Below are 23,757 nucleotides of genomic sequence, written 5' to 3'. Positions count from 1 at the left end.
ATTCCTCTGGTTGTAGGTGGAACGGGGTTGGGGATTTTGGGTCAGTCGGTTTTCAGGCTGCGTGGGCTTGCAGAATCCGGAGCACGCGGTCATTGGAGGCAGGATCGGCAACGGTGATCCGCACGCCGTCGCCCTGGTACGCCCGGACCAGGATTCCCGCGACGTCAAACGCGTCCACCAGCCTCGCGCGGAGCTCGTCATCCGCACGGATCCACAAGAAGTTGCCCTGGCTCGCCTGCAGTTTCCAGCCCTGGGCTTTCAGCTGCGCGGCCATCCGGGTGCGCTCCTGCCTGACGGCGCCCACCCGGGTTTCCATCTCCTCCCCCGCATCCAGCGACGCGATGGCCGCCTTCTGGGCCAGCGTGCTCACGGAGAAAGGAAGGGCGGTCCTGCGCAGTCCCTCAGCGATGGCCGGCGACCCGACGGCATATCCCACGCGCAGGCCGGCGAGTCCATACGCCTTCGAGAAGGTGCGCAGGATGCAGACGTTCGGGTACCGGCGGTACAGCGCCAGGGAATCGGGGCCGCTGCCCGCTTCCGCGTATTCCACATAGGCCTCGTCGATCACCACGAGGATGTCGGAGCGGATGGACTGCAGGAACGCCTCGATGCGCTCGTGGCTGATCGGCACGCCCGTCGGATTGTTGGGCGTGCAGAGCAGGATGACCTTGGTGCGGTCAGTGACGGCCGCGGCCATCGCATCGAGGTCGTGGCCCTCAGCACTGTCCAGCGGAACGCGGACCGGCCGGGCGCCTGCCAGCTCAACCAGGATGGGGTAGGCCTCAAAGGAACGCCATGCGAAGATCACCTCATCCCCGGCGTCGCACAGTCCGGTGATGATTTGCTGGAGGACACCCACGCTGCCGGGTCCCACCGCCACCTCCCCGGCGGTGACGCCGAGGTGTCGGGCAAGCCGTTCGCGGAGTTCGACGGCGGCACTGTCCGGGTAGCGGTTCATCGTACCGGCCGCCGCGGCCACCGCAGCGGCGGCAGCGGGGAGTGGCTCGTAGTGGCTTTCGTTGCTGGCGAGGGCTGCGATGTCCGTGCCGGCGCTGCGCCGTCCCGGGACATAGGGCGGGAGGCCGGCCACCGCGCCACGAAGGGTGGGAAGCGCCGTTTCCGGTGCGGTCAGGAGTTGATCACGGGTCATGAGGACCGATCATGGATGTGACCGGGCGCACATTGCAAGATACCCTCAACCCATTGGGACTTCTGCTCAACTTCTACTGACAGTGGTGAAAATATGACCATCCAGAACTCTCGCACCCTGGATTCCCTCGACGGCAGGATCATCCTCGCCCTGGACAAGGATCCCGAGGCCAGCGCCCTGGCACTCTCGCGGACGCTCGGCGTCGCAAGGAACACGGTCCATGCCCGACTGGCCCGACTCGAGCGCAGTGGCGCCCTCCGTTCCTTCAGTCGAAGGCTGGATCCCGCCGCGCTTGGCTATGACCTGATGGCCTTCCTCTCCCTGTCCATCAGCCAGACGCGGACAGGTGCCGTGGAAGACGGACTCGCCGCGATCCCGGAGGTCATCGAGGTGCACGCCACCACCGGCGACGCGGATCTCATGGCCAAGGTGGTGGCCCGCGGCACGGCCGATCTCTACCGCATCACCAACCAGATCCTGGAAATCGAGGGGATCCAGCGGACCAGCACGGCCATATCTGTACTGGAACTCATGCCGCCCCGCTACGACGGGCTCTTGAGCCGGCTCTCGGAGCAGGAATCCCGCCCTTCCAACTGAGTGCGGGTGACGCACGCCACAAGTGCGCATATTTTCAGTTGCTCCAGTATTCTCCTGCCAATTATCCCAATCAAAATCACGCGTCTTGCCTATCTGTGAACCAGCCCACAAGATTCCTGCATGACTACTCTCACCGTCTCAGGCCGCGTGGCACAGGTTCTCAGCAGCTACCTCAGCGACGTCTTCGGCGTCATGGGCAACGGAAACGTCTATTTCCTCGACGCCGCGGAAAAGCTGGGCCTCCGCTTCTCCCCCGTCCGCCACGAAGGCGCCGCCATCGCCGCGGCAGACGCCTACTTCCGGGCCTCGGGACGTCTCGCAGCGGGCACCACCACCTACGGCCCCGGCTACACCAACGCACTCACCGCCCTCGCAGAGGCGGTCCAGGCCCAGATCCCCGTGGTACTGGTCACCGGGGACGCCCCCACCAGTGGCCCCCGGCCCCAGGACGTGGACCAGGCGGCCATCGCAGCAGGCCTCGGCGCGGCAACCTTCACCGTCACCCGCGAAGCCGCGGGCTCCATCACCCAGCAGGCAGTGGAGTACGCACTCACCAAGCGGACCGCCGTCGTTATTGCCATTCCCTACGACCTCGCGGCACTCGAGGCTGCGGATGAGGAACTTCCGGCGCCGTTGGCAGCTCAGGTGACGGACGACGTCGACGGCGGCCTTGGGCAGGTAGCCCGCCTGCTCGCCGGGGCCAAGCGGCCGCTGATCCTGGCTGGCCGGGGTGCGCACCTCGCCGGAGCGGGCCCGGAGCTCCGGGAGCTCGCCGACCGCCTGGGCGCGCTGACTGCCGGAACCGCCCTGGCGCTCAACCTCCTCCAGGGCGAGGGATACCTCGGCGTCGCGGGCGGCTTCGGCACGGACACCGCGGCCGGGCTCATGGGTGATGCCGATGTGGTCCTGGTGGCCGGGGCAAGCCTGAGCCAATTCACCATGCGGTTCGGGCACTTGCTCGGCCCTGACAGCACCGTCATCCAGATCGACACCGCCCTGCAGCCGACGCACTCCCGGGTGGACACGTTCGTCAGCGCGGACGTGAAGTCCGCTGCGGGACGTCTCCTGTCGATGCTGGACGGCGCGGCCTCGCCGAACGCCGGCCGGCCAGACGTCTGGCGCGCGGAAGCCCGCCGTCGGCTGGCCGAAGGGCCGGGCCACGCGGCAGGCTCCGACGAGACCCCGGACGGCCGGCTGGACCCGCGCTCCCTTGCCACTGCACTGGATGCCGTGCTGCCGGACCGCCGTACGGTGGTCCAGGACGGCGGGCACTTCATCGGCTGGGCACCCATGTACTGGAACATCCCGCGGCCGCAGGACCTGGTCATGGTGGGGACGGCCTTCCAGTCCATCGGCCTGGGCCTTGCGAGCGCCGTCGGAGCGGCCCGCGCCGTGGAGGACGGCCGCACGCTGGTGCTGGCCTCCGGCGACGGCGGTTTCCTGATGGGCCTGTCCGACCTCGAATCGCTCATTGGTGCGGCGAGCAGCGCCGTCGTGGTGATCTACAACGATGCCGCCTACGGGGCCGAAATCCACCAGTACGGCTCCCAAGGCCTGACCGAAAAGCCCATGCTGATCCCCGAGGTCGACTTCAGCGGGATCGCCCGCGCACTCGGTGCCGAGTCGGCCATCATCCGCTCCCTGGCGGACCTTTCCGCGCTCACAGACTGGATCGACGCCGGCGCCAAAGGAACGTTCGTGGCCGATTGCCGCATTACCTCAAGCGTCCGGGCCCCGTGGATGAGCGAGTGGATGCAGGCCAAGCAGGAGGCGAAGGCGGCGGTGGCGGGGTAGCAACCTTCAAGACCTACCCAGCCCGCCGCCGTCGTAAGCCCCCGCTGGACCCGCTCACCCAACAGGCGACCCGACCCGGATTACCCCCGCAATGTGCCGCGGGAACTCTGTCAGCTCTTCGCCCGCCTCCTGATACCACTGCGAGAGGACCGCCGGAGGCTTGCCCAGGACCGTCGTGTTGCTGAACGATTCGATCCACGATCCGGACCGTGCCAGGTGTTCGCTGACCACGCCCATATGGTTGGCCATGGATTCGGCGTCGGCGTGGACCTGAAGGACGGTGATCTGCCGGCCCTGGTCATCCGCGAAGAACTGGAACACGAGCATCTTTGGCTCACGGCTCTCCACGAGGCTGGCCACCTCTCGGCAGGACGCGAGTGCTTCATCGAGATGCCCCGCGCGCACGGTGTAGGTGCCCAAGTAGACAAACGGCTCGTACATGATGGCCTCCTGAACTAGCTAATCCGCACCCTGCGGATCACTCTCAGGATCCCGCCGGCGGTGCCAGGCAGGCATCGGCAAACCGCGCCACCTTCGACATCCGGCATTGGGTAGTTATGCCCAGTCCAACGATGCATAGTAGTGCTCAGGAGGTTGAAGTGGCCGACGACGGAAATCACCTCGCGCAGGCACGGGCATTCCACGCGGCGTACGCGTGGCGGCAGGCCTGCGACGAGTTCCGCGCCGCCGGCGGGCCCGCTGGCCTCGGGGTGGAGGATGTCGAGTGCTTCGCCGAGTGCGCACAAATCGTGGGGTTCCGCGACGATGCGATTGCCGCGCTGGTGCGTGCCTTCGAGGAGCGGGCCGCGAACGGCCAGGTGGGTCCCGCCGTCGCCTCCGCTTTCTGGCTGTGGCAGGCTTACCGCCTCAACGGCGAGGACGCTCAGGCCAACGGCTGGCTGGCACGGGCCCGGGAACTCGGCCCGGACGACGCCGGCGAAGAGCCCGGCTGGCTGCTCATCACCACGGCGTACTACCGGATGGGCGCTGGCGCCTATGACGACGCCGTCACGCTCCTCGCCCGCGCCCGTGACGGGGCCGCAAGGACGCACGACGACGATCAGCTCGCCTTCTCGACGCTCCTCACCGGCCGCGCCCTCGTCCTGTCCGGCCGCCTCGCGGACGGGCTGGACTGGCTCGACAATTCGATGCTCCGCGTAGTGGCGGGCCAGACAACGCCACGGGTCACAAGCCTGCTCTACTGCGCGGCGATCGGCACCTGCGAAATGGAGGTGCACGACGTCGCGCGGATCCGGGAATGGAGCGCCGCCCTCGGATCGTGGCTCAAGAAAGTACCTCCGTTTGGTGGGCCCTTCTACGGTCACTGCCTGACTTACCATGCGGTCCACCTCCGGCTCGCAGGCGAGTGGGCGGCCGCCCTTGCCCAACTGGAACAGGCATGCCGCAGCCTGGCCGAGGGCGCAGGAACCCGCTTCATGGGGCATGCGCGCTACGAGCTCGGTGAATCGCATCGCCTCTTAGGCGACTTCGCCGAGGCCGTGGCATCCTACCGGACGGCAGCGTTCACCGGAGGCCCCACGCAGCCAGGGCTCGCCCTGCTCAGGCTCTCCCTGGGAGACGTGCCAGCGGCGGCAGCGGGAATCCGGCGTGCGCTCGGCGAGTCCGTGGGGCCGGCTGCCCGCGTGGAACTGCTGCCTGCGGCAGTGACCGTGCTGTTGGCGGCACAGGCTGCAGGTGAAGCCGAGGCCGCTGCAGCCGAGTTGGGCAGCCTCGCCGAGCATTTCGCGTCCGACAGCGTGCGCGCCACCCACGCACGGGCACTTGGCGAACTGGCTCTTGCCAGGGATGACCTGCATCAGGCACTTCCTTGGCTCCGGCAGGCCGCCGGTCTGTGGCGAGACCTCGACGTCCCCTATGAGACGGCACAGTGCACCGTACTCCTCGCCACCGCGTACCGGGGGGTTGGGGACGACGAAGCGGCGGACCTTGAACTCGAATCGGCACGCCAGGCCTTCACGCGTCTCGGCGCCCGTCACGACCTGCTGATAGTCGAAGGCATGCTCCGGCATCTCGACACGCCGGGCCAGCACGGACTCTCACCCCGCGAGGTGGAAGTGCTCCGGTTAATCGTGCAGGGCCTGACCAACCGGGCAATCGGTGCGGAGCTGTTCCTCAGCGAGCGCACCATCCAGCGCCACGTGAGCAACATTTTCGACAAGCTCGGAGTGAGCTCCCGGACACAGGCTGCAACACATGCCATCGAGGAAGGGATCATCAGCGGCGCCCCGTGAGGCTCGTTACCACGATGTACCCGTTAGACCCCGCAGGCAACTACTGGCGAACAAGCCTCCACAACGACGTGACTTCGGCCGCGCGCGCCTCGAACAGAGGATCGTCGCGGTCCGATGCCTTCGGATGCGTTGGCTTGGTGTCCAGCCGGTCCACCACCTTCAGCCCGGCCGCCTCGATGGCGGTCAGCAGATCGTCTCGCGTCCGCAGGCCAAGGTGTTCGGCCAGGTCGGAGAGGACAAGCCAGGCCTCACCTCCCGGCTCCAGATGGTCGGAGACTCCGTTCAGGAAGCGGAACAGCATCCTGCTCCCGGGGTCGTAGACGGCGTTGTCCAGGCTGGAATGCGGCGTGGCCGGAATCCAGGGCGGGTTGCACACGATGAGGGGTGCCAACCCGGGCGGGAACATGTCGGTCAGGACGGCCTCGGCACGATCGTCAACACCGAGGTTCCGGAAATTCTCGGCGGCGCAGGCGATGGCACGCGGCTCATTGTCCGTGGCCACCACGCGGTGGACGCCCCGGCGCGCGAGGACGGCAGCCAGCACCCCGGTGCCGGTTCCGACGTCGAACGCCAGCGTGTCAGAGGGAAGCGGTGCGGCGGCCACGAGATCCACATACTCGCTCCGGGTGGGGAAGAACGTGCCGTAGTGCGGGTGGATGCGGTCCTGCAGGGCATCGACGTAGACGCCCTTCCGCCGCCACTCGTGGGCGCCGATGACTCCCACCAGCTCCTGCAGCGACACCACTGAGGGTTCGCTGAGGTCCCCGTACGCCTCGGCGGCGGCCTCCCGGATGTCCGGTGCGCGGCGCAGCGGCACCACCGGGCCCGGATCAAGGGGAACCAGCAGCAGGCCAAGGATGCGCGCACGGTGCGAGGCGGACTGGCGGTGCCGATAGAACTTTTCGGCCGGAGTTGCTGTGGTCTCTTTCTTTCCGGCGCCTACCCGCCGGTCCAGGGCGTTGAGGATCTGCCGTGCGTTGTGGAAGTCACCGTGCCAGAGCATCGCGATCCCCTGGGACGCCATCCGGTTCGCATCGTCTGCCGTGAGGGAGTCGTCGACTACTTCTACGCGGGTCGGCGCCGGTCTGCCGTTCGCCGACCGCCATCGCGCGGTCATGCTGACGCCAGCCTCGGCCCAGGTCACGACGGCGGGATCAGCCACCGCAGCTGTTCGCTCGGGCTTGAGGACCGGCGTCGGGATTCCCACGGGAGCTGGTGTATCGGTACTGATAGAGATCCATTCCAAGCGTCAGGGGAGCCGATCGGCGACTGACGATTGCGGCGGTGATCCACGACGGGGAAGGCGACGGCCCAGGTTTCCGGACCGTCATCCGGCCGCGAACCGAGCGTGGTTGATGGCCGCTGGAGCCATTCAACCTGCCTTCTCAGGATACAGGTGCGCCGCGGGTGGGAGGTCCAACTGAAACCCCCTAGCCTTGGAACATCGGATCCAAAGGCTCATCAGCTGTTCCTGGGCTCCAGGGCCCGGTCAACATCCTTGAGCACCACCCCTCGAAAGGTATGCACCCATGCGGATACTCGTTGTCGGAGCCGGAGCCACCGGCGGGGCGTTCGGCACGCTCCTGCAGGAAGCGGGACGGGATGTCACATATCTTGTGCGGCCGCGCAAGCAGGAGGTCCTTCGCCGCGACGGGTTGCGCTTTATCTCCCCCACCGCTGACCGGACGCACCCGGTGCAGACCATTACCGCCCCGGACGGGTCGGACGGCTTCGATCTGATCCTCGTCACGGTCAAAGCCACCGCGTTCGACGGCGTACTCGGCGAACTGGGCGCTTTCGTGGGGCCTGGAACCAGCATCGTTCCCATCCTCAACGGCATGGCCCATGTGGACCGGCTCGAGCAGCAGTACCCGGGACAGGTGCTGGGCGGCCTGGCCCGGATCGTCGCCACTCTCGACGGCGATGTGGTCCGCCAGCAGGTGCCCCTCACTTCGCTCACGGTAGGTGGGCTGAACGGAAACCCTGTCCCCGCGGATGTTTCTGAGGCTCTGGACGTGCCCGGCGTCGATTTCTCGGTAGTTGACGACATAGTGGGCGCACTGTGGGATAAATGGGCATTTATCGCCGCCGCGGGGATCGTCAATTGCCTGTTCCGGGCGCCGGTGGGACGGATCATCGAGGCCGGCGGGCAATCCAAAATCCTGGAGGCCATCAGCGAAACTGAGGCGGTGGCTGCCGCTGCAGGACATGCCGTTTCCGACGCCGCTCATGGACAGGCGGTGAGCATCCTCACCGAGCCGGGATCGGCCTTCACGTCCTCCCTGTACCGGGACCTCAGCGCAGGGCTCCCTTCGGAGGCTGAGCACATCCTCGGCGATCTCGCACGCAGGGCCCGGGAGCTCAACGTTCCAGCGCCGCTGCTGGACCTCACCCTCATCCAGATCAGGGCCGGCCTGCAGCGCTGAACCCTTCGGCGCAGCTGCACGGAATGCAAGGAGCGAAGCCGGGCCTGCCCAGGATCCCACCCGCTCGGCCTAAGGAATTCACAGGTCCGCGGCCTACCATGGCCTTCATGAAAGCTGCCAGGGACGTCCGCTCAGCCGCCGTTGTGATTAACGCCGGATCACGCCGAGGGGCGGCACCCGAACTTGCGGTGGACACGATGCGAAAGGCAGGCGTGCCGATCTCCGCCGTGCACCACGTGCTGTCCGGGGCAGACCTGGCCGGGACGCTGGACCGGGTGCTTGCAGACGGGCACGACCTTGTGGTTGTTGGTGGCGGCGACGGGACTGTGTCCTACGCCGCCGGCCGGGTTGCCGGCACCAACGTGATGCTCGGCGTTCTTCCGCTGGGCACCGCCAACGACTTCGCCCGCACGCTGGAGATCCCCAACAATCTCGCCGAGGCGTGCGCCACCGTCGCCGAGGGGAAGGTGGTGGACATCGACCTCGGCCGGGCCAACGGCGAGCCGTTCCTCAACGTCGCGTCCGTGGGCCTGTCGGTGGCGGTCACCGAAGCCCTCAGCCCCCGCCTGAAGCGGATGATCGGGCCATTGGCCTACAGCATCGCGACGCTTCGGGCCTATGCCAGGCACCAGCCGTTCCGGGCCCGCCTCGAGTTTCCGGAAGGGGACCACGAGCCGATGGAGTTCGAGGACCTGCTTCAGGTGGCCGTCGGCAACGGCCGGCACTACGGCGGCGGCAACACGGTCTCCCCCACCGCCGGGATCGATGACCACATCCTTGACATCTACGCCATCCTGGCCGGCCCGCTCCGGGAGCACGTGAGTATCGCACGGCTGCTCAAGGACGGAAGCTTCATCAAACACGACCGGGTGCACCACGTGACCAGCCGACACGTCCGGCTTGTCACCGAGCCGCCGCTTTCGGTGAATCTCGACGGCGAAATCGCCACCACCACGCCGGCAGACTTCACCATCCAGCGAAACGCCGTCCACGTCGTGGTGCCCCAAAGCAGCACCAGCGCATTGTTTGACGGACCGGGCGCCGCGGACTGGCCGCCCGTGTGAAAGCCAGCGGCCGCCGTCGTACTCTCACGACGGCGGCCGCTGGCCAGGTGCCAGGCCCCCCCTACTGTCCCGGCTTTACTGTCCCGGGGGCCGGTAGTTCGGCGTCTTCTTGGCGGCCTCGTCGATGTCCTCCACCGTCAGGAGCGGCTTCAGGCGGACGTTGACGGTCCCGGTCGAATTGATCAGCAGCGACAGTGCTGCAGCACTTGCATCGTCCGGCGCCTCAAAAACTCCAAGGACGTCGTAGTAACCAAAGGCGTAATAGAAGCTCTCCAGCGATCCACCGACAGACTTGAGAGCCTCCGTCAGGGCATCACGCCGCTTGGTGCCGCCTTCCTGCATGAGCCCCTTGATCCCGTTGCCTACATACGTCGCTTCAAACAGATACTTCGGCATTGTCATTCCTTTCCTGGATTCCTATCCCGTCGGCTGTTCATCGCGCCGAGTGCAATCAACGCCGTCATTTTTACGCAGCAACACGCCATTGAGGAGGTACGGACTACCGCGACCACCAGCGGGCACACTCTTATCCCGGGTGCCTGTGGTGCAGGATGACATCCACACAGAATCCTCCTCACCTGGCTCCATCGCCGTGCAGGAGCGGCCCAGATCCGGCCCCTTATCCCGTGGAAACGGGGTGGATGACCCCGCTAAAGCAGACGTTATTCCTCGGGCTACGGGCAGTCAATACTCGGGGATAACGTATGGGTCCCACCCAGTCCCCCTGCGGGAATTCAACCGATGCATAACCCTTGTAGCGGGAAGGATGTGCTGGTCTTCCTAGCGCGTTCGGGGGCTTGTATGCTTTGGATCGGAGAGCCGGGAAGCCTGGTCGGCCCGTGGGCAGTGCCCGCGGAACGCCCTTGGCGGCCGCCTCGGGTGTTCGCGTGATGACCTGAGGAGCGGACGGCCCATGAATGCAGTAACACCTGTCATTGAAACTCTCGGACTCGCCAAGGATTTCGGCAGGACAGGCAGCCGTCATGGCTCTGTCTGATGAGGAGCGCAGGCGCCTTGAAAAGCTGGAAGAGGAACTGGCCGCAAGCGATCCGGACCTGGACCGGGAGTTACAGGGCGGTCTATCCAGGTACCGGGCATCCGCCCGGACTATCTACGGTTTACTGACCACTTTCGTTGGCTTCGCCTTGGTCATTGCCGGAATCATTACACAGCTCGCGGTCATCGGCGTCGCTGGTTTCCTGCTGATGGTCGCGGGAGTCAACTGGTTCCTCCGCGGTCTGCACATGGGGGACACGACCGGGCACCAGACATGAAACCGTACATGCGGAGGACGAATACGTCGCCGTGGGCCTTAAATCGGTGACATACCAATGAAGGTACTGATCATGACATTGGGGACGCGCGGTGACGTCCAGCCGTTCATAGCCTTGGCCCAGGGATTGCTCACTGCCGGGCATCAGGTGACGCTCGCCGCGCCGCAACGGTTCGCCGGATTCGTCGCCGGTCACGGGGTGCCCTTCGCCGGAGTGGATGACGGCCCGATGCGGTTGATGGACGACCCGGCAATTGCGGGTGTGATCGAGGGCCGGATGCGTGCCCGGCTGCGACAGGTCCGGACCATGCCGGCGATGTTCACCCAACTGCTCGCCTACTGCTGGACCGTCGCTTCGCACGGCGCGGGAGCCGGCGCAGATGTTGTGGTGCACAACGGCCAGATCATCGCCGGGCAGCACGTGGCCGAGAAGCTCGGTATCCCAGCCGTGCTTGCTCTCCCCATGCCGGTGTACGTCCCGACCCGGGAGTTCCCGTGGCCGGGCGTAGGCCTGCCATCCTGGCTGCCTGCCTCGGCAAATCGGGCCACGTTCGCGGGGATGAAGGCCGTGGAGGCAATGTTCGGCCGGGTCGTTGACCGGTGGCGCGAAGACACCCTGGGTCTCCCCCGCCGCCGTGGACGGCACGACCCGCTGCGCCGGCCGGACAACGGCCAGGCTCCGGTGCTGCACGCTTTCAGTCCCTCGGTGCTGCCTCCGCCGGAGGACTGGCCGGGATCGGTGCACACCACCGGCTACTGGTTCCTACCGCTCTCGGACGAGGCCCTGCCTCCGCACATCGAGGACTTCCTCGGATCGGGCGACCCGCCGGTGTTCGTCGGATTCGGTTCAATGTCCGGCAGGGACCCCGCGCGCGGCACCGCCTTGGTCCTGGAAGCCGCACGCCGGGCAGGGAAGCGCCTGGTGATCGGCGCGGGTTGGGGCGGACTGGACAGCAGCATACAAGCTGACGACGTTCTTGGTGTGGGCGATGTGGACTACATGAGACTGTTCCCGCGCATGGCTGCGGTAGTACACCACGGGGGCGCGGGCACAGTCGGCACCGCATTCGCCTCCGGGCGGCCGCAAGTAGTGTGCCCGTTCGTCGCCGACCAGCCGTTCTGGGCCCGGCTGGCGCACCACCGCGGTGTCGCTCCCGCACCACAGCCGCAACGCCACCTCACGGCCGCCGGCCTCGCCTCCGCCATAACCACCGCCACCACAGATCCCGATATGGCACGCGCCGCCGAAAAGCTGGGCCACCGTGTACGCGCCGAGGATGGAATATCCGCTGCAGTGGCCGCACTGGAGCGCATTGCGGAGCCATGAGGTCCGGGCGCAGTGGTGCGAGGCTAGCCGATGATGGGTCGTTCTTCCGGGAGTTGGTAGAGGCGTGGGCGGGATGACAGGGCCAGAGCGGAGGCGACTGTGATGGTGCCGATACGGCCTGTGAACATGAGAGCCATGAGTACCCACTGGGCGTTGACTGGCAGGTCGTAGGTGATTCCGGTGCTGAGGCCCACGGTGGCAAACGCAGAAATTGATTCGAAGAGGACTCTCTCTAGGCTGTGGTCGGTGAACATGAGGAGCAGCAGCGTGCCGGTGACGACCGCGGCGACTCCTAGGAGTGCGACGGAGAGGGCCTGGCGCTGGGCGGAAGCGGTGATGGAGCGGTGGGCGATTGTGACTTCGTCTCGGCCCCGGATCTCGTTCCAGATGGCGAACCCCAGGACCAGGAACGTGGTGATCTTGATGCCGCCGGCGGTGCCGGCGCTGCCGCCGCCGATGAACATCAGGACATTCGTGATCATGAGGGTCTCAGGGGCGGCGGAGCCGTAATCGATGCTGTTAAAGCCCGCTGTACGCGGGAAGACACTCCCGGCCAGGGTCGCGAGGAGTTTCCCGCCGAACGACATGGGGCCGAGGGTTTCGTCCCGATTCCATTCAAAGGCGGCGAAGAGGGCACAGCCGGCGGCCAGGAGCAGCAGGGTACCGAAGACGGTCAGGCGGAGGTGGACGGTCCAGGCCTTCATCCTGACACCCCCCGTGAGGAGGGCGATGAGCACGGGGAATCCGAGGCCTCCAGCGATCACCGCCAGGCAGATCGGGACAATGATCCAGGGGTCGTCGGCGAAGCTGATCAGGCTGTCACTGTAGAGGGCGAAGCCGGCATTGTTAAACGCCGAAACAGCGTGAAAAGTCCCGTGCCATAGGGCTGTGCCCGGATTGTCGTCATAAGCAAACCAGAAGCGGATCGTGAGAACGGCGGCGGTTGCGGCTTCGAAAACCACCATGATTCTGGCGACCCGGAAGAGGACGGAGCGGACGTCGCCAAAGTTCAGGGTGTGCGTTTCGGACTGTGCGACGAGCTGGCCCCGCAGCCCGATGCTTTTGCGCACCAGCAGTGCCAACAAGGTTGCCAACGTCATGATGCCGAATCCGCCGGCTTGTATCAGCCCGAGAATCACTGTGTGTCCGAAGGGCGACCAGAACGTTGGGGTGTCGACGGTGATTAGTCCTGTGACGCAGACAGCCGAAACGGCGGTGAACAGGGCAGGAAGTACCGGGTCCGCCTCTGCCGCCGAGCGGGCGGCAGGCAGCATCAGGAGTACGGAGCCCAGAAGAATCACGGCGAGGAAAGCCAGAGGTACTGAACGGACAGGATGCAGCAGCCCGCGCCCGATACTGTCGCCTTGGGCCCTGATCCGAGACTGAACGCGCTGGCCGCCATTCAAGGGGGCGTCATTACGGATCTTCAGCCCCTTTTCTCTTCCGCTGGCCCTCACCCGGGCACCTCCTCGGCTTCTGCTGCAACGTTGCGGATACCCGGGAACGGAGTGCTCTGGCCACGCCGCGCACCGGGGCTACGCGCTCTGATGCCGGCATAGGTTGGTCCTTTGCTCTTGGTGGCCCGTCCTTGCCTGTACCGGTCAGTGACCCGGCCGGACTGCCGAGACCATCACGGAGCGTAGCACCGGAAATCCGGGACATTGCCGGATCCCTGAAAGTCTTGACGAATCCTTAACGCCGACAGTTTCGGGGGCACTTAACACAGAGAGGTCTGGTCCGGGTGGTTGCGTTCACGTCTGGCCTGGATCAGGTTTTGCTGGTCTTCCTAGCGCCTTCGGGGGCTTGTATGCTGTGGATCGGAGAGCCGGGAAGCCTGGTCGGCCCGTGGGCAGTGCCCGCGGAACGCCCTTGGCGGCCGCCTCGGGTGTTCGCGTGATGACCTGAGGAGCGGACGGCTCATGAATGCAGTAACACCTGTCATCGAAACTCTCGGACTCGCCAAGGATTTCGGCAGGACACGGGCACTGGACGGCCTGGACCTGAGCGTCGCCGCCGGTGAAATTCACGGGTTTTTGGGCCCGAACGGTGCGGGCAAATCCACGACCCTGAGGATTCTCCTGGGCCTGATCCGCCCGACCGCCGGAACGGCCCGGGTATTCGGCATGGACCCCTGGACCGACCCCGTCCGAACCCATCGGGACATCGCTTATGTCCCGGGCGATGTAAGTTTGTGGCCCAACCTTTCCGGCGGGGAAGTCATCGACCTGCTCACCGGCCTGCGCGGCGGTGCCGACGAAGCCCTCCGCCGTGAGCTCATCGAGGAGTTTGAGTTCGACCCGCGGAAGAAGGCACGGACCTACTCGAAAGGCAACCGGCAGAAGGTTGCCCTGATAGCGGCGTTCGCCCGCCCGGCGCGCCTGTACCTGCTAGACGAGCCGAGCGCCGGACTGGATCCGGTGATGGATGCCGTGTTCCGGCGCCAGATCGAAAGGGTCAGCAGGGACGGGGCCACCGTTCTGCTCTCGAGCCACATCCTCAGTGAAGTCGAACAGCTGAGCGACCGGATCACCATCATCCGGTCGGGAAAAGCGGTAGAGAGCGGGACACTGGGTGAACTCCGTCACCTGAAGCGTACGCATTTTCGGGTCACCGGCCTGGCTGAGCCCGCGCGGCTGGCGGCGTTGGCCGGTACGCACGGCGTGAGCATCGACGGCGGTTCCGCCGAGTTCGACGCGGACGCCGCCGATCTGGGTGCTGTCCTGGCCGGCATCGCCGAGCCGGGGATCAGCGGACTATCAGTGGCTCCGCCGTCCCTCGAGTCCTTGTTCCTGCGCCACTACAGTGACCGCAACGAAAGCGAGGTGCGGTGATGCCCGGCGTGCTTCGGCTGGCCTTGTTCCAGGCGCGCAGGGACCGGGTGACACTGCCCGTCTGGATCATGGGCATCACACTGCTGGGGTTTGCGACGTCGAGCGCTGTCGTCATCCAGTTCGGTGATGAGGCCTCGCAGGCAGCGATCCTCACTTTGGCGGCCTCGAACCCGGCATTCCTCTTCCTCCGCGGCGTGCCTGACGGGACGGGCGTGGGGGCGGTGGTGTTCTTCCAGGGTTTCGCGTTCACGGCCGTGTTGGCAGGACTGATGAGCACATTTCTGGTTGTGCGGCACACCCGCACCGATGAAGAGCTCGGACGGGCCGAACTCCTGGGCGCCGTTCCTCTTCCGCGGGCAGCTTCCCTGACCGCGACGCTTGTGTTGGGAACGGTGGCGAACCTGCTGCTGGCAGTATTCCTTGCCGCCGGATTCGTCGCGGCCGGATTGGAACTTCCGGGCGCCGCATGGGCGGGGGCCGCCGTCGGCGCCGTCGGTGCCTGCTTTGTGGGCCTGGCCGCGGTCATCGCCCAGGTCCTGCCCTCGGGCCGGAGCGCGAACGGTGCGGCCGCAGGCCTGGTGGGGGCGGCATATCTGCTCCGGGGTGCCGGGGACGCGCTGGGGACTCCGGCGGCGGACCTGTTGCACGTCACGAGTGCATGGCCGTCGCTGCTCTCGCCCATTGGCTGGGGACAGCGGTCGCGGCCGTTCACCAGCCCGGACGTGTCGGCGCTGCTGGTACTAATCGTCGGCGCGCTGGCACTGGGTGCACTGGCCGTGCTGATCCGTCGGCGGCGGGATGTGGGCGCCAGCCTTCTGCCCCAGCGCGACGGCAGGGAGCGGGCCGGAGCCGGGGGCACCTCATTCGTGGGCCTGGCCTGGCGCCTGCAGCGCTCAACCTTGGCTGGATGGTGTGTCGGGGCCGCGACACTGGGCGCCGTGGCGGGCGCTCTGGGGCCCTTGGTTTCCGAGACGGTCTCCAGCGTGGCACCCCTGAAGGAACTCATTTCCCGGCTCGTACCCGGTGGCCAGGCAGGGCTGATTGACGTGTTCGTTACGGCCTTGCTGGGCATTGCAGGGGTGTTCGCTGCGGCCGCCGGTATTCAGGCGGTGCTGCGGATGCGCGCAGAGGAGGCCGAAGGCCGGTCCGAGGTGCTGCTCGCCGCCCCGGTGGCCCGGGCCCGTTGGCTCGGTGCGAACCTGTTCACTGCCGCGGCCTCGGCCACCGTTGTCGCTGGAGTGGCAGGAGTCGCTGCCGCCGTCGGCCTGGCACTGTCAGGGACGGCGGCCGACGGACCCGCGGGGTCCCTGGTTCCGGCGGCGCTGGCGCACGTTCCCGCTGCCCTCGTGTTCCTGGCGGCTGCCTCGCTCGTGTTCGCATTCGCACCGCGGCTCAGTATCCTGCTCGGCTGGGGGATGCTTGCGGCCGGACTCGTCCTGGGCGAATTTGGGGAACTCTTCGGGCTTCCGGTGTGGCTGCAGGACGTTAGTCCGTTCCGTCACTCGTCCGCGATGCCCGTGGAGTCCTTCAACCTGACCGGCGCCCTGGGCTTGACGGTCACTGCCGCGGCCTTGGCTGCCCTGGCTGCCTACTTCATCCGGCGCCGCGACGTCACCACATGAAATGGCTGGCCGGTCCATGAACGATCACCCAAATCCGCCCCGCGGGTCTACGGTCCTTGGACGGGGAAGCTACGCCGAGGCGCTTCGCATCAGGGCGATTCTGCGCAAGGAAACTGTCGGTGGCGCATTGATGCTCGGCGCGGCCGCTACCGCAGTGTTCTGGGCGAACTCGCCCTGGGCCGAGAGCTACTTTTCGCTCCGGAACCATAGGATCGGCTATGGACCCTGGCACCTGGAGCTCAGCCTCGGAGCCTGGGCCGCCGATGGGCTGCTGGCAATCTTTTTCTTCCTCGTCGGGCTCGAACTCAAACGGGAGTTCGTAGCCGGGGACCTGCGACAAATCCGGACATCCGTTGTGCCAGTTGACTCCGACCACAACGGCGTACCGGATGTCTACCGCCAGGACCACAGGCCATGACCCGGGAGCAGCGAACCGACCCGGCCCCCGAAGTAGGGTCCCAGGGGCTACTTCGTATCCGGTTCGCCCGGCTGACGGTGCCTATGGTGCAGCGCGTAGCTGTCGAACACCGCGGACGACGTTGATCCTGAATGGCCGAATTTACCGCGCAGGACCTCCGCAAGATCGTCCAGCGCCGCGTGCAGCATCCGACCCGCGAACTGCAGTTCAGGGCTTTTGCTGCCCTGGGCCTCCGACGCCAGATGGTGGGCGTAGGCAACCGTGGCCGGTAGGGAACCCCGCTTCTCCACCTCGTGGAAGTAGTAGGTCTCGTGGAAGGACAGCAGGTCAATGCTCACGGAAGCCACAGCTCTGGCAATTGATTCCAGGAGCCCGGCCGCATGCCTCGGATCCAGCGAGGCCACGCCCGCTGGACCTGCAGCCTCCCTGAACAAGTTCAGCTGGTGGGCCAGAGCCCGGCGACGGCTGAGGGCCGGGTACGTCTGCAAGATCCAGGAGACCGTTGCGGTCAGCAAACCGAATCCGGTCACTGCCTGGGAGGCGGCAACCAGCCGCAGCAGCGGATGCGCTGCCACGATTTCACCGAAACCCACAGTGGAGAGGGTCACCATGGATATATAGAGCGCTTCAGCAAAGTCAGCCCGCTGCGGAACGCCGACTCCATACACAAAACCCTCCGGTAGGTGGGGCAAGTACAGCAGGGCCCAGCCGACGGCTGCCAAGCCCGCCCAAGCACCGATGACTGCAGCCATCGCCAAGGGTGCGGCGATGGTGGAGGCCCGGCCGCGCAGTCTTTTCGACAGCAGCCAGAAGCCGCGCATGATCGTACGGCCTACAGGACCGGAACCGTGCGGATAAAGGAGCGTGTGAAAGACGTCGGCGAGCATCAGCAAAATCAGCCCGGCCCCCACAACTGTCCAGAGCACGTCCTCCAAGTTCATGCCTCATCTTAGAGGCGTCACCGCCTGCGCCTGCCCCGCCTCCTGGCGAACAGCGCGAGCAGCCGACCGTCCGGGGGCAGACGCCCGGACTCAGCACCACCCGCTGTTGGCATCCCGGCGTCCGACAGCTTCCCGGGTCACGGCCACGGCAGACGGCGGCGGGGCGATGTCCGTGTCGAGGTTTTCCATCCGCAGGACACCGGAATCATGGCCTGCAGCAGCCGCGGCTTTCTCGATGCCGAAGGGCTGGATGTTCCGGAAACGTGCTGTTCTCCCTCGGGACATGAGTCGAGCGTCCCATCGGCCTTTAGGGCTGTCAATGGAGCGCCGCTGCTGGCCTTTGGAGGCCCGGGATGATGCCGGTGAACTGACCAAGGCCCGGCCGTTCCACGTTGATTGCGCTCGCGCGAGTGCCAGCGGGATCATGGGATTGGGACAGCGCACTGCCCTGAGGCTGACTCAACATTTGGAGTGGTTCCCATGCCTGAACGTCACATCAAGGTGCAACGTCGTATGTCTGCGCCCACGGGTTCCGTCTGGGCCCTGTACGCCGACTTCCCGAATCTCGCGAAGCACTGGGACGGCCTCAAGGCCACGAGAGCCATCAGCGACCAAACCATGGGCCTGGGCGCCCGGCGCCGCGTGGACCTGAAACCGATGGGCAGCATGGAGGAAACCGTCACCATCTGGGAGGAGGGCCGCAGGATGGACACCCACAATCAGCCGAGCGTGTCGGTGCCGTTCAAGCGGGCCGAGTCCACGCTCATCCTCAAGCCCGACGGCGACGGGACCTTGGCTACCTTCGACTACCGCTATGTGCCCCGGGGTGGCCCCCTCGGCCTGCTCACCGGCCCATTGATCGACAAGATGCTGACCGCCACCTTCACCGACATGCTGGCCGCCACCGAGAAGGCCGCCCGCGCGAACGGGTAGCGGCTTCCAGAAGCTGCGCGCCGCCGTCGTACCTCCCTGTTTGCCTGCCGCCACGGCCGGTCCGCGAAGCTGATTCCGGCACCTCGCCCGTGCACGTAACACCTTCGTTCAGCGGGTAAACTTATGGAGGAATTGTTCGGCCCGCAGAGCCCGGTTCCATCCCCCTCCTCCTTGAATGGAACCCTTTCCCATGTCCTCCGCGACTTCCGCGCCGGCTGCCCAGCGTTTCCCGCTGGCCGCCATGATGGTCCTTGCCGCCATCGCCTTCACCGCCATCACTACCGAACTCCTCCCCTCCGGCCTGCTCCCCCAGATCAGTACCGGCCTGAATGTCTCCGAACCGGTGGCCGGATACCTCGCTGCCGCCTACGCCGCCGTCATCGTCATCACCGTGGTGCCAGCCGCCCGGCTTCTGGGCAAAGTGCCGCGGCGGCCGCTGCTCGTGGCACTCGTCCTGACATTTACCATCAGCAACGCCTTGGTGGGCCTAGCCCCCGACTTCACCGCCGCGATGATCGCCCGGCTGGTGGGTGGCCTCGCCCACGGACTGCTCTGGACCACCATGGCCCCGTATGTTGCCCGTGTGGTCCCTGCCGACAAAGTGGGCAAGGCGCTGGCCATCGTCTTCAGCGGCAACAGCCTGGGCCTGGCCATCGGCGCGCCGATCGGCACCGCGCTGGGCACGTTCCTCGGCTGGCGCGCGGCATTCCTTGCCCTCGCCGGCTTCGGGCTGGCCCTTGCCCTCCTCGGGTTCTTCCTCCTGCCGTCCGTCCGGCGCGTAGCCGGCGAGGCCCGTCCCTCCCTGCGCGCCGCCATCGCCCAGCCCGGCGTGAAGCCCGTGGCCATCGCCTGGCCGCTGCTGGTCCTGGCGCACTTCGCGCTCTTCACCTACATCGCCCCGTACATCCGCGACGCCGGCCTGCCCGACTACGCCATCACCCTCTCCCTCACAATCCTGGGCGTCTCCGGCCTGGTGGGCATCTGGATCGCCGGGCTCACCGTCGATTCCCACCCGCGCCGCTCGCTGTTAATTACGACGGCGGCAATCGCCGTTTCGATGCTGCTCTTGCCGTTTGTGGGCGGCAGCCTTGCCTTCGCCCTGGTGCTGATGAGCGTTTGGGGCGCCGGGCTCGGTGCTATCGGCATCTACAATCAATCGGCCATCCTCCGGGCCGGCCGCGAAAACAAGGACGCCGCGAACGGGCTGACTGTCCTGACCATCCAGCTGGGCATCACCATCGGTGCACTCTACGGCTCAGCTGCCCTGGTGGTGGCCGGGCCTTTGTTGGTACCCGCCGCGGCGGCCCTGCCGGTCATCGCGGCACTGGTGATCGCCTGGGCCGGAAAGACGGCTGCGTACCCGCCGGGCCCGCGCGAGTCTATATGGAAGAGCCCGCGGCCGGTTGAGAAGCGGCCGGGCACGCGGTAAGTGGACCACCAGGCGCGGACGGGCCTTCGGCACGGCCTGCCAGATCATTAACTCGTGTGGGTAGCCAATCCCCCGCCGGCATCTACAGAGGGAACGGCTTTACCGGAAGAAGAGGTAGAAGACCACTGCAAGGCCGGGGATGAGGGCCTGTCCGATGGCACTGATGAGTAGACGCTTCTCCGTGATCCACAGCCAGATGCCGAGGATGAACTGACTCGCGCAACAGAAGATAACGATTGCCGATCCACCGGCGGCATTGCCGGAAAAGTTCACCATCCACAGCCCTGAGGCGATTCCCAGCCCAAAGGCGATGTTGTAGGCGCCAATGTTCATCGCCCACATGCGCACGGCGGCAACGTCCTCGGGTTTGATCAAAAAGAGCCGGTAAAAGCGGCGATCGCCGTGGAAGAAAATCTCCAGCAGGCCGACGCCGATCAGGGCAAGGGCCGTGGCCCCGGCAATAATCTGACTGACTAGATTCATCGTCACCTCCCATGCCAAGGCCGGCACATCCCGCTGACTTTCCGTGCAGAATACGCCGTTGAGGCAAAGTCCTTCAAGGGATCCACCGGCCAGCTCGGGATCCCGGTCTTGCGACGCTCAGGGCGGCGGTTCTGCCGGACTGCGCTCTGGTGCCATGGCCATCGTGCCCGCAGCCCAGGGTTATGAAGGCGGAATCTGGAGAAGCCAGCCCAGGGCCTCATCGCGGGAGGTGAAAAAGCGCGTGGGACACGGCAGGGCCTGCCGTTCGATGGTGAAGTTGGCAATGACCCGGTCCACAGGACTGGAGCCAAGCAAGGCAATTCGCGAAGCGGCACTGGGAATCTTGAAAACATCCCTGGCCTGGCGGGTGACGGCTTTGGTCTTCCCCATGTCCACCAACATCGGGTATTCGGAGCCGTCGGTAATTTCAGTCAACCTTGCCATGGCCGCGTGCACGTCAATGCCGTCCAGGACGATCCCGGGTTTCCAGACAAGGTAGATGATTCCGTCGGCACCGAGTTCTATGGTGCCCTTGCCGCCATCAACTGTGATTGGTTCCATTTCTGCTCCCCCAGCATCTACTACCAGCCAAGCTTAACGGGCGAAGGCCTGCCCTCCCCTTGAAGGGTCGGGCAGGCCCACGTTGTCTGCAGTGCGGGCGCTGCTGCCGGCGGGGTCTAACGGTCGGTCTTGACCACCGTGAACAGTGCTGCGGAATCCTCTTCGGCTTCGAGGCTGTGCAGGCCTTGGGGCACGATCAGGAGGTCGCCCGTTTTGCCCTGCCAGGACTCACCGCCTGACTTGAGCCACACCGATCCCTTCAGCACAAAGACTGTTGCCTCGCCGGGGTTCTGGTGTTCGCTGAGCTGTGTGCCGGCGCGAAAGGCCATGACAGTCTGGCGCAGCATCTTCTCGTGCCCGCCGTAGGCTGTGTCCGCCGCCCTCCCGCTGGGGGCAGCCACGGCGGCCGTGATCTGCTGGCGGGCCAGGGCATCGATCGATATCTTCTGCATGAGCCAACCGTACCCACGCACGCCTGCTTTGCCGAGGGCCAATCATCCGGCCGCTCGACGACGGCCGCCTGGCGGCACTACTACTCGAACGTCCAGGCCGACGCCGGCCGGCCGGCACTGTTCTTCACTCGCCGCCGGCGCAACACGGCAACGAGCGTGGCGGCGCCCGCCAACAGCGCAGCTGCCGTGCCCGCGGCCACCGCAGGGAGGCTGGCACCCGGAGTGCCGCCGTCGGACGTCCCGGCAACCCCTTGGGGCGCCGCCTCAGCCGCCGCTTCCGCGGAAGAGGCCCCGGCGGGCGCGGGTGCGGCCGTCCCCGATGCTGCGGGAATCACCGTGAGGGACCTCCCGCGCCGGTTCACCACCACCACAGTGCCGTCCGCCCTGGCCACCATCCTGCCGGGGTCGTCACCGGTGGGAACCGTCGTTGAAACAGCGGACGCGCCCGCTTGGATGACCGAGACCGTGTCATCCAAACTGTTGGTCACATAGACCGTCCCGTCCGGAGCGGCCACCACTTCCTGCGGTGCCGTGCCCACGGGGATGCGACGTGCCACCGCCGTGCCGCCTGGCTGGATGACCGCGACGTCGTCGGTGAGGATGTTCGCCACGTAGACGGTCCCGTCCGAAGCGGCGGCAATCCCATGCGGATGGGCCTTCGCGCCGATGTCGATAGTGTGCGAGGGGGCCGGTGCGCCGGCGGGCACCACGGTAACCGTGCCCTCAAGCTCGTTGGTGGCGTAGGCGGTACCGTCCTTGGCCACGGCCACCTCCACCGGATTCGGCCCCGCCTGGATGGTGCGCTTGATCCAGGCCTCGCCCTGCAGGACCACGGACAGGGACCCCTCGGACGGGTTGGCAACGTAGAGCGATCCGTCCGGCCCCACCGTTAGCCAGTGGTGGCCGGGGGTCACCTTGATGGCCAGGGCCGCTTCATCGGCGCCGGGCGCCACCACGCCGATTTGTGCCTGCCCGGACTCGTCGGCCTGCGTCACGTAGAGCGTGCCGTCCGGGGTGACCGCCAGCGACGACGGGGAGCGCCCCGCCCTGATGGTGCGGGACGGCTGCGTCTCCCCCGGCGGGTAGACGCTGATTCCGCCCGACCAATCGTAATCGCTGACGTAGAGGGTGCCGTCCGGCCCTTCCGCTATCCCGAGCGGCTGGATGCCGATGCCGATCATCGGGCCTGCGTCCGTCCCGTCGTCGGCAGCGGCCGGAACGCTGACGACGGCGGGCGCGAGAACGCTGACGACGGCGGCAAGCAGGGCCGTGCCGATGGCGCGGCGCAGTGGCATGAATTTCACGGTGTTCCCCCAAAAAGTGCGGCCGACCTGCGGCAATCCTCCGATCCTACCGGCCGTTGGGCTCGCGGACGTCCGCCTCTTGTAGGCCGCCAGCTATAGTCACCGGGTGACTGCAAAGACCTACTCCCTGACCGGCAACGTAGAAATGCGGGTGCTGCGCGCCTCCGATGCCGAACCGATGGCGGCCGCCTATCAGCACAACAGGGACCACCTTGCGCCATGGGAACCGGAACGGGAGGACGAGTTCTTCACCGCCGCGAGGCAACGCCAGATCATCGCCTCGACACTCGCCCAGCACGCGGCTGGTTCCGAAGTCCCGTTTGTTCTGTTGGAGGGGGAGCGCGTTGTCGGCGCGCTGACCCTCACAGGGATTGTCCGCGGGCCGTTCCTCAGTGCCCACCTCGGCTACTGGGTGGACAAGGAATATAACGGCCGGGGCATCGGCTCCTCAGCGATCGCGTTCGCCGCCGATTTCTCGCGCCGGGAGCTGGCGCTGCACCGTCTCCAGGCCGCAACGCTCCCGCACAATGCCGCCTCGCAGAAAATCCTGAAACGCGCCGGGTTTGAGGAAATAGGGCCAGCCCCCAGTTACCTCAGGATCGCGGGATCCTGGCAGGACCACATCCTGTACCAGCGCATCCTCTACTGATTCTGTCCTGCCGGGACACGGTCGGCCCTCGGCTGGATGAGCTTAGGCGTCAGGCCCTGGCTTTTCGTTTCACCCAGCCCCAGACTGCTGTGGCCGCAAACAGCACCAGGCCGATGATGGCCAACCACAGCAGGCCTTCAAGCACGAAGCCCAGGATCGACAGAACGAGCCAAATGATAAGTAGTGTGATGATTAGTCCCATGCCGGAAAGCGTACGGCACCAAGGTACCGAACCGGTGTATTAACGGCCG

24 protein-coding genes and 1 pseudogene are annotated in these 23,757 nt (G+C 66.3%); 13 read left to right on the top strand and 12 right to left on the bottom strand.

Going from position 1 to position 23,757, the window contains the following annotated elements:
- Nucleotides 1-52: 52 nt before the first annotated feature.
- On the bottom strand, nt 53-1,150 hold the full coding sequence (hisC, locus tag ACLKOZ_RS01305) for a histidinol-phosphate transaminase (RefSeq protein WP_436472330.1): 1,098 nt from the start codon (nt 1,148-1,150) through the stop codon (nt 53-55).
- Nucleotides 1,151-1,243: 93 nt separating this feature from the next.
- Between hisC and ACLKOZ_RS01300 the strand changes: the two genes are divergently transcribed.
- Both ACLKOZ_RS01300 and ACLKOZ_RS01295 read left to right on the top strand, forming a co-directional pair.
- Nucleotides 1,244-1,747 (top strand): Lrp/AsnC family transcriptional regulator, encoded by a 504-nt coding sequence (locus tag ACLKOZ_RS01300; RefSeq protein ID WP_436472329.1) that lies wholly within the window; start codon nt 1,244-1,246, stop codon nt 1,745-1,747.
- 120 nt (nt 1,748-1,867) lie between these two features.
- Nucleotides 1,868-3,541, top strand: a complete 1,674-nt coding sequence (locus tag ACLKOZ_RS01295) for a thiamine pyrophosphate-binding protein (protein ID WP_436472328.1) — start codon at nt 1,868-1,870, stop codon at nt 3,539-3,541.
- A 54-nt stretch (nt 3,542-3,595) separates the two neighbouring features.
- Here the strand turns inward: ACLKOZ_RS01295 and ACLKOZ_RS01290 are convergent, their stop codons facing one another.
- Nucleotides 3,596-3,982 (bottom strand): hypothetical protein, encoded by a 387-nt coding sequence (locus tag ACLKOZ_RS01290; RefSeq protein WP_436472327.1) that lies wholly within the window; start codon nt 3,980-3,982, stop codon nt 3,596-3,598.
- Nucleotides 3,983-4,140: 158 nt separating this feature from the next.
- Between ACLKOZ_RS01290 and ACLKOZ_RS01285 the strand changes: the two genes are divergently transcribed.
- Nucleotides 4,141-5,793: a LuxR C-terminal-related transcriptional regulator gene (locus ACLKOZ_RS01285; RefSeq protein WP_436472326.1), complete on the top strand. Its 1,653-nt coding sequence runs from the start codon at nt 4,141-4,143 to the stop codon at nt 5,791-5,793.
- A gap of 40 nt (nt 5,794-5,833) precedes the next feature.
- Here the strand turns inward: ACLKOZ_RS01285 and ACLKOZ_RS01280 are convergent, their stop codons facing one another.
- Nucleotides 5,834-6,910 (bottom strand): methyltransferase, encoded by a 1,077-nt coding sequence (locus ACLKOZ_RS01280; protein ID WP_436472468.1) that lies wholly within the window; start codon nt 6,908-6,910, stop codon nt 5,834-5,836.
- A 412-nt stretch (nt 6,911-7,322) separates the two neighbouring features.
- On the opposite strand from ACLKOZ_RS01280, the gene ACLKOZ_RS01275 reads away from it, so the two are divergent.
- Complete coding sequence (locus ACLKOZ_RS01275; RefSeq protein ID WP_436472325.1) at nt 7,323-8,219, top strand: ketopantoate reductase family protein; 897 nt, start codon at nt 7,323-7,325, stop codon at nt 8,217-8,219.
- 107 nt (nt 8,220-8,326) lie between these two features.
- Complete coding sequence (locus ACLKOZ_RS01270) at nt 8,327-9,283, top strand: lipid kinase (RefSeq protein WP_376045120.1); 957 nt, start codon at nt 8,327-8,329, stop codon at nt 9,281-9,283.
- Between the two features lie 75 nt (nt 9,284-9,358).
- Here ACLKOZ_RS01270 and ACLKOZ_RS01265 read toward each other — a convergent pair whose 3' ends face one another.
- A complete protein-coding gene (locus tag ACLKOZ_RS01265) occupies nt 9,359-9,679 on the bottom strand; it encodes a GYD domain-containing protein (protein WP_337350231.1) in 321 nt (106 codons plus the stop codon).
- Nucleotides 9,680-10,266: 587 nt separating this feature from the next.
- Here ACLKOZ_RS01265 and ACLKOZ_RS01260 point away from each other — a divergent pair.
- Both ACLKOZ_RS01260 and ACLKOZ_RS01255 read left to right on the top strand, forming a co-directional pair.
- Nucleotides 10,267-10,557, top strand: a complete 291-nt coding sequence (locus ACLKOZ_RS01260) for a DUF3040 domain-containing protein (RefSeq protein WP_436472324.1) — start codon at nt 10,267-10,269, stop codon at nt 10,555-10,557.
- Between the two features lie 72 nt (nt 10,558-10,629).
- Nucleotides 10,630-11,883, top strand: a complete 1,254-nt coding sequence (locus tag ACLKOZ_RS01255) for a glycosyltransferase (protein WP_436472323.1) — start codon at nt 10,630-10,632, stop codon at nt 11,881-11,883.
- Nucleotides 11,884-11,906: 23 nt separating this feature from the next.
- On the opposite strand, the gene ACLKOZ_RS01250 is transcribed toward ACLKOZ_RS01255, so the two are convergent.
- Nucleotides 11,907-13,184 carry a TrkH family potassium uptake protein gene (locus ACLKOZ_RS01250; RefSeq protein ID WP_436472322.1) on the bottom strand — a complete coding sequence of 426 codons (1,278 nt, stop codon included), beginning with the start codon at nt 13,182-13,184 and terminating at the stop codon, nt 11,907-11,909.
- Between the two features lie 618 nt (nt 13,185-13,802).
- Between ACLKOZ_RS01250 and ACLKOZ_RS01245 the strand changes: the two genes are divergently transcribed.
- The 3 genes and pseudogenes from ACLKOZ_RS01245 to ACLKOZ_RS01235 form a co-directional block, all read left to right on the top strand.
- Nucleotides 13,803-14,714, top strand: coding sequence for an ATP-binding cassette domain-containing protein (locus ACLKOZ_RS01245; RefSeq protein WP_436472321.1), 912 nt, complete (start codon nt 13,803-13,805; stop codon nt 14,712-14,714).
- On the top strand, nt 14,714-16,336 hold the full coding sequence (locus ACLKOZ_RS01240) for an ABC transporter permease (RefSeq protein ID WP_436472320.1): 1,623 nt from the start codon (nt 14,714-14,716) through the stop codon (nt 16,334-16,336). The genes ACLKOZ_RS01245 and ACLKOZ_RS01240 overlap by 1 nt, the downstream gene beginning before the upstream one ends.
- A gap of 1 nt (nt 16,337) precedes the next feature.
- Nucleotides 16,338-16,721, top strand: a pseudogene (locus ACLKOZ_RS01235) (Na+/H+ antiporter NhaA); the annotation flags it as partial.
- Between the two features lie 80 nt (nt 16,722-16,801).
- Here ACLKOZ_RS01235 and ACLKOZ_RS01230 read toward each other — a convergent pair.
- Together ACLKOZ_RS01230 and ACLKOZ_RS01225 are read right to left on the bottom strand one after the other, a co-directional pair.
- The gene (locus ACLKOZ_RS01230; RefSeq protein WP_436472319.1) at nt 16,802-17,695 is read right to left on the bottom strand and encodes a potassium channel family protein; all 894 of its coding nucleotides are present in this window, start codon (nt 17,693-17,695) and stop codon (nt 16,802-16,804) included.
- Between the two features lie 90 nt (nt 17,696-17,785).
- Nucleotides 17,786-17,980, bottom strand: a complete 195-nt coding sequence (locus ACLKOZ_RS01225) for a hypothetical protein (protein WP_436472318.1) — start codon at nt 17,978-17,980, stop codon at nt 17,786-17,788.
- Nucleotides 17,981-18,175: 195 nt separating this feature from the next.
- Between ACLKOZ_RS01225 and ACLKOZ_RS01220 the strand changes: the two genes are divergently transcribed.
- Both ACLKOZ_RS01220 and ACLKOZ_RS01215 read left to right on the top strand, forming a co-directional pair.
- A complete protein-coding gene (locus ACLKOZ_RS01220) occupies nt 18,176-18,628 on the top strand; it encodes an SRPBCC family protein (RefSeq protein ID WP_436472317.1) in 453 nt (150 codons plus the stop codon).
- 190 nt (nt 18,629-18,818) lie between these two features.
- Nucleotides 18,819-20,057, top strand: coding sequence for an MFS transporter (locus tag ACLKOZ_RS01215; RefSeq protein ID WP_436472316.1), 1,239 nt, complete (start codon nt 18,819-18,821; stop codon nt 20,055-20,057).
- 99 nt (nt 20,058-20,156) lie between these two features.
- On the opposite strand, the gene ACLKOZ_RS01210 is transcribed toward ACLKOZ_RS01215, so the two are convergent.
- From ACLKOZ_RS01210 to ACLKOZ_RS01195, 4 genes are all read right to left on the bottom strand, one after another.
- Complete coding sequence (locus ACLKOZ_RS01210) at nt 20,157-20,540, bottom strand: DUF1304 family protein (protein ID WP_436472315.1); 384 nt, start codon at nt 20,538-20,540, stop codon at nt 20,157-20,159.
- A gap of 180 nt (nt 20,541-20,720) precedes the next feature.
- Nucleotides 20,721-21,101, bottom strand: coding sequence for a DUF7793 family protein (locus tag ACLKOZ_RS01205; protein WP_436472314.1), 381 nt, complete (start codon nt 21,099-21,101; stop codon nt 20,721-20,723).
- Between the two features lie 116 nt (nt 21,102-21,217).
- Nucleotides 21,218-21,553: a cupin domain-containing protein gene (locus ACLKOZ_RS01200; protein WP_436472313.1), complete on the bottom strand. Its 336-nt coding sequence runs from the start codon at nt 21,551-21,553 to the stop codon at nt 21,218-21,220.
- 80 nt (nt 21,554-21,633) lie between these two features.
- On the bottom strand, nt 21,634-22,848 hold the full coding sequence (locus ACLKOZ_RS01195) for a virginiamycin B lyase family protein (RefSeq protein WP_436472467.1): 1,215 nt from the start codon (nt 22,846-22,848) through the stop codon (nt 21,634-21,636).
- A 115-nt stretch (nt 22,849-22,963) separates the two neighbouring features.
- On the opposite strand from ACLKOZ_RS01195, the gene ACLKOZ_RS01190 reads away from it, so the two are divergent.
- A complete protein-coding gene (locus tag ACLKOZ_RS01190; RefSeq protein WP_436472312.1) occupies nt 22,964-23,506 on the top strand; it encodes a GNAT family N-acetyltransferase in 543 nt (180 codons plus the stop codon).
- 49 nt (nt 23,507-23,555) lie between these two features.
- Here the strand turns inward: ACLKOZ_RS01190 and ACLKOZ_RS01185 are convergent, their stop codons facing one another.
- On the bottom strand, nt 23,556-23,708 hold the full coding sequence (locus tag ACLKOZ_RS01185) for an LPXTG cell wall anchor domain-containing protein (protein ID WP_337346504.1): 153 nt from the start codon (nt 23,706-23,708) through the stop codon (nt 23,556-23,558).
- Nucleotides 23,709-23,757: the final 49 nt, after the last annotated feature.

The organism is Arthrobacter sp. R4, assembly GCF_051365025.1.
GTDB lineage: Bacteria > Actinomycetota > Actinomycetes > Actinomycetales > Micrococcaceae > Arthrobacter.
The sequence above is the reverse complement of the archived record's forward strand: the minus strand, read 5'-3'. Positions and strand labels throughout refer to the sequence as shown.

Bases quoted from the DNA above. Each gene is read 5' to 3' on its own strand.
- hisC (WP_436472330.1), bottom strand. From the start codon at position 1,150: ATGACCCGTGATCAACTCCTGACCGCACCGGAAACGGCGCTTCCCACC.
- ACLKOZ_RS01300 (WP_436472329.1), top strand. From the start codon at position 1,244: ATGACCATCCAGAACTCTCGCACCCTGGATTCCCTCGACGGCAGGATC.
- ACLKOZ_RS01295 (WP_436472328.1), top strand. From the start codon at position 1,868: ATGACTACTCTCACCGTCTCAGGCCGCGTGGCACAGGTTCTCAGCAGC.
- ACLKOZ_RS01290 (WP_436472327.1), bottom strand. From the start codon at position 3,982: ATGTACGAGCCGTTTGTCTACTTGGGCACCTACACCGTGCGCGCGGGG.
- ACLKOZ_RS01280 (WP_436472468.1), bottom strand. From the start codon at position 6,910: ATGACCGCGCGATGGCGGTCGGCGAACGGCAGACCGGCGCCGACCCGC.
- ACLKOZ_RS01275 (WP_436472325.1), top strand. From the start codon at position 7,323: ATGCGGATACTCGTTGTCGGAGCCGGAGCCACCGGCGGGGCGTTCGGC.
- ACLKOZ_RS01270 (WP_376045120.1), top strand. From the start codon at position 8,327: ATGAAAGCTGCCAGGGACGTCCGCTCAGCCGCCGTTGTGATTAACGCC.
- ACLKOZ_RS01265 (WP_337350231.1), bottom strand. From the start codon at position 9,679: ATGCCGAAGTATCTGTTTGAAGCGACGTATGTAGGCAACGGGATCAAG.
- ACLKOZ_RS01260 (WP_436472324.1), top strand. From the start codon at position 10,267: ATGGCTCTGTCTGATGAGGAGCGCAGGCGCCTTGAAAAGCTGGAAGAG.
- ACLKOZ_RS01255 (WP_436472323.1), top strand. From the start codon at position 10,630: ATGACATTGGGGACGCGCGGTGACGTCCAGCCGTTCATAGCCTTGGCC.
- ACLKOZ_RS01245 (WP_436472321.1), top strand. From the start codon at position 13,803: ATGAATGCAGTAACACCTGTCATCGAAACTCTCGGACTCGCCAAGGAT.
- ACLKOZ_RS01240 (WP_436472320.1), top strand. From the start codon at position 14,714: ATGCCCGGCGTGCTTCGGCTGGCCTTGTTCCAGGCGCGCAGGGACCGG.
- ACLKOZ_RS01230 (WP_436472319.1), bottom strand. From the start codon at position 17,695: ATGAACTTGGAGGACGTGCTCTGGACAGTTGTGGGGGCCGGGCTGATT.
- ACLKOZ_RS01225 (WP_436472318.1), bottom strand. From the start codon at position 17,980: ATGTCCCGAGGGAGAACAGCACGTTTCCGGAACATCCAGCCCTTCGGC.
- ACLKOZ_RS01220 (WP_436472317.1), top strand. From the start codon at position 18,176: ATGCCTGAACGTCACATCAAGGTGCAACGTCGTATGTCTGCGCCCACG.
- ACLKOZ_RS01215 (WP_436472316.1), top strand. From the start codon at position 18,819: ATGTCCTCCGCGACTTCCGCGCCGGCTGCCCAGCGTTTCCCGCTGGCC.
- ACLKOZ_RS01210 (WP_436472315.1), bottom strand. From the start codon at position 20,540: ATGAATCTAGTCAGTCAGATTATTGCCGGGGCCACGGCCCTTGCCCTG.
- ACLKOZ_RS01205 (WP_436472314.1), bottom strand. From the start codon at position 21,101: ATGGAACCAATCACAGTTGATGGCGGCAAGGGCACCATAGAACTCGGT.
- ACLKOZ_RS01200 (WP_436472313.1), bottom strand. From the start codon at position 21,553: ATGCAGAAGATATCGATCGATGCCCTGGCCCGCCAGCAGATCACGGCC.
- ACLKOZ_RS01195 (WP_436472467.1), bottom strand. From the start codon at position 22,848: ATGCCACTGCGCCGCGCCATCGGCACGGCCCTGCTTGCCGCCGTCGTC.
- ACLKOZ_RS01185 (WP_337346504.1), bottom strand. From the start codon at position 23,708: ATGGGACTAATCATCACACTACTTATCATTTGGCTCGTTCTGTCGATC.